General features: G+C 42.4%; 9 protein-coding genes. All 9 read left to right on the top strand.

Going from position 1 to position 11,793, the window contains the following annotated elements; translation table 11 throughout:
* Positions 1 to 4: 4 nt before the first annotated feature.
* Positions 5 to 175, top strand: coding sequence for an Arc family DNA binding domain-containing protein (locus tag RHM67_RS10090; RefSeq protein ID WP_322232089.1), 171 nt, complete (start codon positions 5 to 7; stop codon positions 173 to 175).
* Positions 176 to 272: 97 nt separating this feature from the next.
* On the top strand, positions 273 to 1,451 hold the full coding sequence (locus tag RHM67_RS10085) for an acetyl-CoA C-acyltransferase (RefSeq protein ID WP_322232087.1): 1,179 nt from the start codon (positions 273 to 275) through the stop codon (positions 1,449 to 1,451).
* 66 nt (positions 1,452 to 1,517) lie between these two features.
* Entirely contained in the window at positions 1,518 to 2,438 is a 921-nt protein-coding gene (locus RHM67_RS10080; protein WP_322232085.1) for a hypothetical protein, read from the top strand.
* Between the two features lie 115 nt (positions 2,439 to 2,553).
* A complete protein-coding gene (locus RHM67_RS10075; RefSeq protein WP_322232084.1) occupies positions 2,554 to 4,065 on the top strand; it encodes an MFS transporter in 1,512 nt (503 codons plus the stop codon).
* Between the two features lie 153 nt (positions 4,066 to 4,218).
* Complete coding sequence (locus RHM67_RS10070) at positions 4,219 to 4,950, top strand: polyprenol monophosphomannose synthase (RefSeq protein WP_322232083.1); 732 nt, start codon at positions 4,219 to 4,221, stop codon at positions 4,948 to 4,950.
* A gap of 96 nt (positions 4,951 to 5,046) precedes the next feature.
* On the top strand, positions 5,047 to 6,069 hold the full coding sequence (ruvB, locus tag RHM67_RS10065; protein WP_322232082.1) for a Holliday junction branch migration DNA helicase RuvB: 1,023 nt from the start codon (positions 5,047 to 5,049) through the stop codon (positions 6,067 to 6,069).
* Between the two features lie 164 nt (positions 6,070 to 6,233).
* Positions 6,234 to 6,821: an RNA polymerase sigma factor gene (locus RHM67_RS10060; protein WP_322232081.1), complete on the top strand. Its 588-nt coding sequence runs from the start codon at positions 6,234 to 6,236 to the stop codon at positions 6,819 to 6,821.
* 99 nt (positions 6,822 to 6,920) lie between these two features.
* Positions 6,921 to 8,117, top strand: a complete 1,197-nt coding sequence (locus tag RHM67_RS10055) for a FecR family protein (RefSeq protein ID WP_322232080.1) — start codon at positions 6,921 to 6,923, stop codon at positions 8,115 to 8,117.
* Between the two features lie 254 nt (positions 8,118 to 8,371).
* The gene (locus RHM67_RS10050) at positions 8,372 to 11,776 is read left to right on the top strand and encodes a TonB-dependent receptor (protein WP_322232079.1); all 3,405 of its coding nucleotides are present in this window, start codon (positions 8,372 to 8,374) and stop codon (positions 11,774 to 11,776) included.
* The last annotated feature ends 17 nt before the right edge of the window (positions 11,777 to 11,793 follow it).

The following is an 11,793-nucleotide window of genomic DNA, read 5'->3' as shown; positions in this document are numbered from 1 at the left end:
TAACATGGCAGAGAAAAAAGCTTTTATATTAAGGATAAACCCCGATGTGCTCAAAGAAATAGAAACCTGGGGGGCAGATGAGTTCCGCAGCACCAACGGACAGATAGAGTATTTACTGCAGGAAGCCTTAAAAGCACGTAAAAAGGCCACCCGTAAAAAGAAAGATTCTGAATAGAAAATACTATGCATGCATAATATTTTCTATTTTTCTCGTTTCTATTCAAAGTAAAATCTAAATTTGCTGCACCATTATAACAATAAGCATTTTTCTTATGAAAGAAGTATATATCGTATCTGCCACCCGTACCCCTATAGGTAGTTTTGGCGGCAGCCTTGCATCTTTATCGGCAACGCAATTAGGCGCTGTAGTTATTAAATCGGCAATTGAAAAAGCAGGTTTACAACCGGCAGATGTGCAGGAAGTATATATGGGTAACGTATTATCGGCCAACTTAGGCCAGGCTCCTGCAACACAGGCCGCCATATTTGCGGGCTTACCGTATTTGCCTGCAACTACGGTAAATAAAGTGTGTGCATCGGGTATGAAAGCTATTATGCTGGCCGCCCAAAGCATCGCCAACGGCGATAATGATATTGTACTTGCCGGTGGTATGGAAAGCATGAGCAATGTGCCTTACTATCTTGATAAAGCCCGTAACGGCTACCGCCTGGGTAACGGGCAGATCATAGACGGATTGGTAAAAGATGGCCTTTGGGATGTTTATAACGATTACCACATGGGTTCGGCAGCAGAGCTTTGCGCTGTAGATTGCAATGTTACCCGAGAGGAGCAGGATGCCTTTGCCATAGAATCTTATAAACGCGCGCAAGCGTCACAAGCAGCAGGCAAATTTAACGCAGAAATTACTTCTGTTGAGCTAAAAGATAAAAAAGGAGAGGTTACCTTGTTTAGTAACGACGAAGAACCGGCCATGGTAAAATTTGATAAGATCCCTACCCTTAAACCGGTATTTAAAAAGGATGGTACGGTTACGGCCGCAAATGCATCAACCCTGAATGACGGCGCGGCTGCATTAGTATTAATGAGTAAAGAAAAAGCCGAAGCAATGGGCATTAAGCCATTAGCCAAAATAGTTTCTTTTGCCGATGCTCAACAAGCTCCTGAATATTTCACTACCACCCCTGCAAAGGCAATTCCGTTAGCATTGCATAAAGCAGGCATATCAGCAGAACAGGTTGATTTCTTTGAGATCAATGAAGCATTCTCGGTTGTATCTGTTGCTAACAATAAAATTTTAAAGCTCGATCCGGCTAAGGTTAACGTTAATGGTGGCGCTGTCGCTATTGGTCATCCGCTGGGTGCATCCGGCGCGCGTATCATTGTAACCTTGATACACGTATTACAGCAAAACGGTGGCAAACTGGGCGCTGCGGGTATCTGCAACGGAGGTGGTGGTGCCAGTGCAATGGTTATCGAAAACTTGTCGTAACATCTCTACTCCTTTTTAATAATTTAGCTGCTTGTTTTACGTTAATATTTATCATAAAAATATTTGATGAAAGGTTTCTTCATTGCTCTTTTCCTGCTACTAATATTCAGCGCAAGCTACGCGCAACATTCTGATGAAGTTAAGAACCTGAAAGAATTGAAGATTTACCAGGATAGCCTGAAATCGCTCGGCAAAAAGTTCATCAACGACCCTGACGACCTGGAACGCAAAAATGCCAACTACCGGTTTATCCGCATGCTGGTTGCAGCGCTAAAAGTTCCGCACTCGTTTAATTATCCCTTTGATTCGGTTAAGGCTGTGAGCATTATAAACTCGCCCGATAACCGTTTCCGTATACTAAGCTGGCACGTAATGAACCAGGATGGCAGCTATCGTTTTTATGGAACCGTGCAAATGAATACCGGCGATAATCTGTTGATGTACCCGCTTGAAGATTATTCACCGTTCCTTAAAAACCCCGAAGATTCGATAACCGATAATCACAAATGGTATGGCGCGCAGTATTATAAAATTATCCGCGTAGCGGCGGCAAAGCCTTATTACGTTTTGCTGGGATGGAAGGGCAATACCGTAAAATCGACCAAAAAAGTTATAGAAGTTTTGTCCTTTGATAAAGACGATAAACCTAATCTGGGGGCTGCCGTTTTTGATGGCAATAGCAAAAACCGTAAACGTGTGGTTTTTGAATACACCAGGCAGGCATCTATGTTGTTGCGTTACGTTCCCGATCAAAACCTGATCGTGTTTGACCATCTTTCGCCGCCCGACCAGAAGATGAAAGACCACCCCGAAGCCTTCGGCCCCGACCTTAGTTACGACGGTTATAAACTAAAGAACGGCCGTTGGGTATATGTAAATAATTTGGATATGCGTAACATTCCAGAAGATAAGGATGCAACATTTGTTGACCCTAAGGCACAGGCAATTATAGACAGGAGCAGTTTACCTGCCCGTAAAAAGAATTAAAATTTTATTCAGCCACGTAAAGCAATACATTACAGCGCGCGCTGTAATAATCTCAGTATAAAATTTCGGATTAATTTAATTATAGTATTTTTAAACAAAAAAAAGTTCATAAGTAATGTCAGAAACTTTACAAGATGCCGTTCCGGCAAAACCAAAGTCAAGATTCCCTAAGAGTGTTCCCTTTATTATTGGTAACGAGTTTGCCGAACGTTTTAGTTTTTACGGGATGCGCAGCATATTGGCTGTTTTTCTTGTTCACCAGTTTTTCAGTCACGATAGTTCTGTTATTGCAAACGCAAAATCAAACAGTATAAATCACATTTTTTCTACACTCGTATACGCAACCCCTTTATTGGGAGCTATACTTGCCGATTGGTTTTTCGGTAAGTATAGGGTTATACTAATTGGTTCACTTATATACACTATTGGTCACTTCATTTTATCAATGTTTGATACCTCCCTTACCGGGTTTCAAACAGGATTGATAATCATCGCATTTTCGGCGGGCGCTATCAAATCTTGCGTATCTGCTAATGTAGGTGACCAATTCGATCACAGCAATCAGCATTTAATGAGTAGTATATACAGTTGGTTCTATTTCAGCATCAACGCTGGCTCAATGGTGAGTTTAGCGCTAATACCTGTAATTTATGAAAAATTTGGTGCTGCCTGGGCTTTTGGCGTACCTGGTATATTGATGGCATTGGCTACTTTAATCTTTTTCTCAGGCCGTAAAAAATATGTAAAGCTTCCACCTAAAGGTATTAATAAGGATAATTTTGTATCTGTTAGTTTTTATGCCATGATGTGTAAATTTAATGGCAGAGCGAAAGTGGCAGGAAAAACCGCATGGGAGTGCGCAGAAGATAAATATAGCGAAGAAAAAGTTGATGGCGTTAAAGCGGTGTGGCGTGTAATGGCTGTATTTGCCTTTATCCCGGTATTTTGGTCACTTTGGGACATGAACAGTGCCGAATGGGTACTTCAATCGAAAAAACTTAACTTAAGTCTCGGTGTTTTTGGCTGGAAAGTTTTACCTTCTCAAATACAAACCGTAGGCGCAGTATTCCTGTTAACTTTTATTCCAATCTTCAACTATGGTGTATACCCCTTAGTCGAAAAACTGGGTATAAAATTAACATCGTTAAGAAAACTTGGGGCCGGGTTATTTATAACGGGCTTTAGTTTTGTTATTATCGCTTTATTACAGGTTAAGGTTGATGCTGGAGCCCATCCATCTGTTTGGTGGCAGATATTCGCTTTCGCTGTGTTATCAGCAGGTGAGGTATTAGTATCAATTACAGGCTTGGAATATGCCTACACCCAATCACCACCTTCTATGAAAAGTACCATGACAGCGATTTGGTACTTCACCTATTCGATAGGTTCATTCTTTAATGCGATTGTAAATAACAGTATTGCCGATGGTGGTATGTTTAGTGGTTTCACGGGTGCTTTATTCTACTGGTTATTTGTAGGTATCTGCTTTGGGTTCTTTATTATATTCCTTTTTGTAAGTCCTTTCATTAAAGAAAAAGCATATCTGGCTGTCGATGTTTTGGCAAATGGCCTTGATATTAAAGGTAACAAAACAAGAGATATCCACCCTGACAACCCAATTGTATAGCAAGCCTGTTAAGCCAATATAAAAATTCAATAACCACAATATTACCTTATAATTACAGGAAAGCACACCACTTTAATGTTTTTTATTTTAATGCCGTGTAAAATTAAATTATTTTAGCGGCGTTCATTACAAAAACCCAAATCTGCAGCTACTGTGCCTGATAGTATTGTCATTATTCCTACTTACAACGAGAAAGAAAATATTGAGCGGATGATCCGCAAGGTGTTCACCCTTCCTCATGATTTTCATGTGCTGATCATAGATGATGGCTCGCCCGATGGTACAGCAAACATTGTAAAGCAATTACAGCAGGAATACAGCGGCAAGTTATTTATTGAGGAACGAACGGGCAAACAAGGTTTAGGCACTGCCTACATCCATGGTTTCAAATGGGCGATACGCAACCATTACGATTTTATTTTTGAGATGGATGCCGATTTCTCCCACAACCCTGATGATCTTTTACGCCTGCGCCAGTCTTGTATTGATGGTGCCGATGCCGCTATTGGCTCGCGCTATATCAAAGGTGTGAATGTAGTTAACTGGCCAATGAGCCGTGTGCTGATGAGTTTCTTCGCATCTGTTTATGTGCGTTTTATTACGGGTATTAATGTGCAGGATGCCACGGCAGGCTTTATGTGCTACAAGCGCAAAGTGCTGGAAACGCTGAACCTTGATAAGATAAAATTTGTAGGGTACGCCTTCCAGATAGAAATGAAATACACTTCGATAAAGCACGGCTTTAAAGTAACCGAAGTACCCATCATATTTACCGACCGCACCGCCGGCACCTCTAAAATGTCGTCAGGTATATTCAAAGAAGCCTTCTTTGGAGTTATCCAGATGAAGATCAACAGCATTTTCAGGAAGTATCCGGAAGGGTGAGAAATTTCGAATTTCGGATGTTCGATTTCGAATTTATTTCTACCCAAATCCCATTTTTAGCTTAACTTTAATCTTCCCAAATCCGAAATTGAAAGTATGAACGAGAACCTCGACCCGGATGGTGAAAGCCTCTCTCCTGCCGAACGTGATATAGAAAAAGTATTACGCCCGCAGGCATTTGAAGATTTTACCGGTCAGCATAAAATAATGGCAAACCTGCGCATTTTTGTACAGGCTGCCCGCCAGCGTGGCGAAGCGCTGGATCACGTACTATTGCACGGCCCCCCGGGATTAGGTAAAACTACACTATCGCACATTATTGCTAACGAAATGGGTGTTGGTATCAAAATAACATCAGGCCCCGTTTTAGACAAGCCGGGCGACCTTGCCGGCTTGCTTACGGGGCTGGAAACCGGCGACATCCTTTTTATTGACGAGATCCACCGCTTAAGCCCGCTGGTGGAAGAGTACCTGTATTCGGCTATGGAAGATTTTAAGATAGATATTATGCTGGAGAGCGGCCCTAACGCCCGCTCGGTACAAATTTCGCTTAACCCTTTTACGCTTGTTGGCGCAACTACACGTTCTGGTTTGTTAACTGCTCCGCTTCGCGCGAGGTTTGGCATTAACAGCAGGCTGGAATATTACGATGCTAAATTACTAACCACTATTGTGCTTCGTTCGGCTACTATATTACGTACCCCTATCAGTGATGAGGGCGCTTACGAGATTGCCCGCCGCAGCCGTGGTACGCCACGTATTGCTAATGCCCTTTTACGCCGTACCCGCGATTTTGCCCAGATAAAAGGCGACGGTAATATCGATACCGCTATTGCAAAGTACGCCCTTAACGCCCTTAACGTTGATGAGCATGGCTTGGACGAGATGGATAACAGGATCTTATCTACCATTATTGATAAATTTAAAGGCGGCCCTGTTGGGTTGAAAACCATTGCCACCGCGGTGGGCGAAGAAGAAGGCACAATTGAAGAAGTTTACGAACCGTTTTTGATTCAGGAAGGCTTTTTAATGCGCACCGCACGTGGCCGCGAGGCTACAGAAAGCGCGTACAAGCACCTTGGTAGAATAAAGCTGGGCGGAAACCCATCATTATTTTAACAATTCAAATTTACCCACTCTTTTTTGCTGTGATTAATTAATTAAAAATCAAGCAATTACAAATGTGTCATTTTTACACGAGGTGATATTTTTTTAACATTTAAGCATTATTGGGTTGCAGTTGTAGTATATTTTGCATTATTTGCCGATACCAATTACTGCCTATGTCTGACTTGATTTTACCTTGTGAAAAAGAGTTGCTTTTGAAGGTGGCCGGTGGCGATGAACATGCCTTTAGCGAACTGTTCAATAACCATCACCAGCTTTTAGGTACACACATTTACCGCATAACCGATTCTCTTGAATTGGCCGAGGAGGTAGTACAAGATGTATTTCTAAAGATCTGGGTGAGCCGCGAAACACTGGTTGATGTTCAAAACTTCAGGGCGTATTTGTTTGTTATCTCCAAAAACCATGCGTTAAACTGCCTGCGTAAACTGGCCAAAGAACGCGTTCATCAAAAAACTATCGAAGAAAACGCCATGGCGCTCATCCCCGAAGAAAATACGGGATTGGACGGATACTATACTTTATTAGACCAGGCCATCGACCACCTACCCCCGCAGCAACAAAAAGTTTACCTGCTAAGCCGCCACGATCGTTTAAAATATGACGAGATTGCCAACCAAATGGGCCTCTCGCGCGAAACGGTGAAGAAATATTTGCAGGGCGCCACACACTCTATCACCAATTTCGTGCAGTCGAACATTGATATTTCGGCTATAATTATATTGGGCGCAATATTTTTTTAAAAAAAACCGCAAAGCAATACCCCCTTTTTTATCTGCTTTGGTGTCATATAACAAAAGCTCCCCGGCTTTTTCACACTACAAATTATTGAACAACATTTAATGAAAACATCCAGGTTAAGGTTAAGATACCTTTTTGATCGCTATTATAGCAAAACGGCAACTCCGCAGGAGCGTGACGAACTATTTGCTGTAATTAATGCCGGCGCCAGCGATGAAGAGCTTTCGCTGCTCATTCGCCAGGCCTGGGATGATCTTAAGCCTGACGCCGCCCTGTTCAATAACGATAAACCCAACCAAATGCTCAGCAATATTTTAGGCGCTGAGGGATTAGGCAAACAAGCAAAAAACCGTAATAATATATTTCTTTGGGGCAAAATAGCCGCTGCCGCCATAATGCTGGTAGTATTAACCTTTGGCGTTTACAATTACCTGCACCCTAAAAAAGCCGCACAACAACCACAAATTGTTAAAGTAAAACGCCCGCATAACGATGCTTTACCCGGCGGCAATAAAGCGGTGTTAACCCTTGCCAATGGCAAAACCATTGTGTTGGATAATGCGGAGAACGGCACCCTTGCCAAAGAAGGAACAACCCTGGTTAAAAAAACTACAGACGGGCAGGTGATCTATAACACCAATGCGTTAGCCGGTGATGAAGCTGCTCCTAGCATCAACACTATTAGCACCCCACGCGGTGGCCAGTACCAGGTTGTTTTGCCCGATGGCACCCAGGTTTGGCTAAACTCGGCATCGTCATTAACCTTCCCAACCCGTTTTACAGGCAGATCGAGGCAGGTAAAAATTACCGGCGAGGCTTACTTTGAGGTTACAAAAAACACGTTGATGCCATTTAAAGTAAAAACCAACCGTGCAGATATAGAAGTTTTAGGTACACACTTTAATGTAATGGCCTATGATGATGAGGTTATCATGAAAACCACCCTGCTGGAAGGCGCGGTGAGTATTACCAGCGGCACTTTCAGCGCACGTTTAAAACCCGGCCAGCAGGCGCAGATCAAATCATCGGGCCAAAACAAGATTATTAACGATGTAGATGTGGACGACGAAACTGCCTGGAAGAACGGTATTTTCCAGTTTAGGGAAGTTGGTATAGATGCCATACTGCGCCAGGCCGCGCGCTGGTACGATGTACCGGTTACCTATAATGGTAAAGTACCTGATAAGGTATTTACCGGCCGCATATCGCGCAATGTAAAAGCATCAGTTTTGTTAGATATTTTGAAATACACGGGTGTAAACCTGAAGATAGAAGGAAACAAGATAATTGTGCTGTAGCACAAATTGAATTAGCCCAAAAACAACACCAATACATACATCAATTATTCACCTCACAAAAACCACTTATGATGAAAGAAATACACCACGCAAGCTAAAAGCATTTGGCGGCCTCGTTTACCCATATTTGGATAAATTAAGCATAAAAAAACCGGGAAGTGTTTCGACTCACTTTCCCGGCTAAAATGCCTGGGCCCCATAATCATGCAATCGACGAATTGAAAGTTAACGTTTAACCCAAACACAACAAACTTATGAATTTTAATTCTAAGGCTGTGCCTTTGGCATGGTCTAAACTATCCAAATTAATATTGGTTATGAAACTCACTGCCATTTTAATAATTGCAGCCCTTACCAATGTGAGCGCAAAAACATTCAGCCAGACTGTTTCCTTGCGCCAAAAGAACGCTTCTGTAGAAAAAGTTTTACGCCTTATTGAGAAACAAACGGGCTATCATTTTATGTATGATAAAAACGATGTTTCTAAAGCGGGCGGCATTACTATTGATGTTGATAAGGTAAGCGTAGACCAGGCATTGGTCATCGCGTTTAAAGATCAGCCCCTTACCTACAAAATTTTCCAGGAAACCATTGTAGTGAAAAAGAAGGATGCTGATAACAACGCTGTAGAAATTAAAGCTGTTGATATTACCGGTACTGTAAGCGATGCCAAAGGCGCGCTGCCGGGTGTTAACGTAAAGCTTAAAGGTACTACAACAGGCACTACTACCGATGTTGCCGGTAAATATAAACTAAATGTACCCGAAGGCAGCGGCACACTGGTATTCAGCTTTATAGGCTATACCTCGCAAGAGCAGCCAATTAACAACCGTTCAACTATTGATGTTTTATTGGTAGAATCGCCAAAAGCACTAAGTGAAGTAGTGGTTGTAGGTTACGGTACCTCTAAACGTGTAGACCTTACCGGATCGGTAGGCAGCGTTGGTAGCAAGGCTCTGCAAGAAAGGCCGCAAACCAACCTGGAGCAGGAACTTGCCGGTAAAATTGCGGGTGTAAACGTATCATCCAACTCGGGTGCACCGGGTGGTGCTACAAAAGTGCGCATCCGTGGTTATACATCACTTAACGCCAGCACAAACCCGCTTTACGTTGTAGATGGTGTTGTTTGGACAGAGGGTGGTAACTCCATCAACCCTAACGACGTTGAATCTATAGACGTGTTGAAAGATGCATCATCTACCGCTATTTACGGTACACGTGGTGCAAACGGTGTTATTTTGGTTACCACCAAGCGTGGCACCAAAGGTGGCGCGGGTACAGTAAGTTACGACAGCTATGTAAGCATAAGCAAAATGGCTAAAAAGCTTGACGTGCTTAACGCCAAAGAATTTTTAGCTGTCGAAGATCTGGGGTACGCCAACATCCAAAAATATGACCCTACGGGTTGGGCTGCAGGCAACTATGCCAGTAAAAATCCAAAACTTATTCGCACGGCGCTTATAGGCAAGCTGTTTGATGCTAACTTGAACCCGCTTTATGATGTAGACTGGCAGGATGCTACTACCCGTACCGCGGTGAGCCAAAACCACAACCTCGGTTTTACCGGCAGTAGCGACAAAATGAACTACGGTTTCTTTTTAAACTACGCTGATGATCAGGGTATTATCCTAAACAGTTATTTAAAACGTTACAACGCGCGTTTAACTTTCGATAACCAAATAAAACCATGGTTAAAAGTTGGCGCCACTTTAAATTACAACGCACAGGAAGGCCGTTTGCAGGATAATGGAACAGGTGGCAACAACATACCACGTATGTTAGTGGAGATGCCTTCTATTATACCTATCCGTTACCCCGATGGTAGCTACGGTAAACGTACCGACTACCCTAATCTTGAAGGTGGCGATAACCCGGTTGCTCAGGCAAACGAGATAGTTAACCTAACTAAAATCCGTGTGTTTAGCGGTAATACTTATGCTAACATAAATATTTTACCAAGTTTACAATTCCGCAGCGTATTGGGTGTTACTACATCTGCAAATTATTATCCAAGCTCTCAAACAGGCTTAGTTGGTGGTGCAACCGCAAGCCAGGATTATAGCTCGGCATCTATAAGCGAGGCTAATAATGTTTTCTGGCAATGGTCAAACTACTTTACTTACGATAAAACCTTTGCAGACATTCATAAAATAAACCTGGTAGCAGGTTTCGAGCGTCAGAACTTTAAACAAACGGGGTTTGGTGCATCAACCAGCACCCTATCTGATAATTTTTATAGCTATTACAACCTTGGTGCAGGTGCAATCCCAGGCATCCCAAGTTCAAACTATGATGCCTGGCAAATGCAATCGTTCTTTGCACGTTTAAACTATAATTTAAAAGAGAAATACTTACTTACTATAACAGGCCGCCAGGATGGTTCGTCGCGCTTGGGTAAAAATAATAAAAACGGATTCTTCCCTTCGGCAGCATTAGCCTGGAGAGCATCACAGGAGGCATTCCTTAAGGATAACAAAACCATATCCGACCTGAAATTCAGATTAAGCTATGGTTTAACCGGCAATACTGAGATTGGTGAATACCGTTCAACTGCTAACATCGAAACTATCCCTTATGTATTTGGTAATCAAGCTATTGGCACACATCAAACAACTATTGGCAACGAAGAACTTGGATGGGAGAAAAATTCCGAGATCGACTTTGGTGTATCATTGGGTTTATTTAACAACCGTATTAACATTGAGGCCGATGCGTTCATTAAGAAAACACAAGCGCTACTGCTAGATGCACCAATTCCACAATCAAGCGGGTTTGGAAGTGTGTTTAAAAACATTGGTAAATTGCAAAATAAGGGTATTGAGCTTGCCATTAATACCACAAATATTAAATCTGAAAACTTTAGCTGGACATCTAACTTCAACATCACATTCCTAAACACCAAGATCTTAGCGCTTGGTCAAAACAATGATGATATTTTCCTTTCTCCCGGCTTCTTATCAAATTTTAACCTCATGAGGGTTGGTTTATCACCGGGTAGTTTTTATGGTTACACCGTGTTAGGTACATGGAGTACATCAGAAGCCGCGCAGGCAGCCTCTTACAACGGCCTTAAACCGGGTGACCTGAAAATTAAAGATACGAACGGCGACGGTAAGATCACCGCTGATGACCGCGAGGTGCTGGGTAAATCTACCCCAGATGGCTTTGGTACATTTAGTAATAACTTCCGTTATAAAGGCATCGAACTTGGTATCGAGTTACAGTTCAACTACGGTAACCAGATCATGAACCTTACCAAGCACTCGGGCCAGGACCGTACAGGCCAGGCTAACAGCTATGCAACGGTATTAGATGCATGGACCCCTGAGCACCAAAATACCAATATAGCTGAAACCCGCCCAGCTTATGTAGGTTACCAAACTGAAATCTACTCTACCAAGGTAGAGAACGGCAACTTCATCCGTGGCAGGTCGGTTACTTTGGGTTACAACTTTTCTGACAATATTTTAAAGAAACTAAAAGTAAGCAGATTAAGAGTTTACGCGCAAGCCCAAAACCTTTTCATTATAACCAAATACACCGGTTACGATCCTGAAGTTTCTACTTACAACAATAACAGCAACTTTACCCAAGGCATCCAATTTTACGATTATCCAAAACCAAGGACCTTTTTGCTTGGTGTAAACGTTAGTTTCTAATTAAACCATTTTATATA

The organism is Mucilaginibacter sp. 5C4, assembly GCF_034345625.1.
In the GTDB taxonomy this organism is placed as follows: Bacteria; Bacteroidota; Bacteroidia; order Sphingobacteriales; family Sphingobacteriaceae; genus Mucilaginibacter; species Mucilaginibacter aurantiaciroseus.
This window is presented reverse-complemented; position numbering and strand designations above follow the sequence as displayed.

What these genes read in the sequence shown, in the direction of transcription:
- RHM67_RS10090 (WP_322232089.1), top strand. Translation starts at nt 5, where the DNA reads ATGGCAGAGAAAAAAGCTTTTATATTAAGGATAAACCCCGATGTGCTC.
- RHM67_RS10085 (WP_322232087.1), top strand. Translation starts at nt 273, where the DNA reads ATGAAAGAAGTATATATCGTATCTGCCACCCGTACCCCTATAGGTAGT.
- RHM67_RS10080 (WP_322232085.1), top strand. Translation starts at nt 1,518, where the DNA reads ATGAAAGGTTTCTTCATTGCTCTTTTCCTGCTACTAATATTCAGCGCA.
- RHM67_RS10075 (WP_322232084.1), top strand. Translation starts at nt 2,554, where the DNA reads ATGTCAGAAACTTTACAAGATGCCGTTCCGGCAAAACCAAAGTCAAGA.
- ruvB (WP_322232082.1), top strand. Translation starts at nt 5,047, where the DNA reads ATGAACGAGAACCTCGACCCGGATGGTGAAAGCCTCTCTCCTGCCGAA.
- RHM67_RS10060 (WP_322232081.1), top strand. Translation starts at nt 6,234, where the DNA reads ATGTCTGACTTGATTTTACCTTGTGAAAAAGAGTTGCTTTTGAAGGTG.
- RHM67_RS10055 (WP_322232080.1), top strand. Translation starts at nt 6,921, where the DNA reads ATGAAAACATCCAGGTTAAGGTTAAGATACCTTTTTGATCGCTATTAT.
- RHM67_RS10050 (WP_322232079.1), top strand. Translation starts at nt 8,372, where the DNA reads ATGAATTTTAATTCTAAGGCTGTGCCTTTGGCATGGTCTAAACTATCC.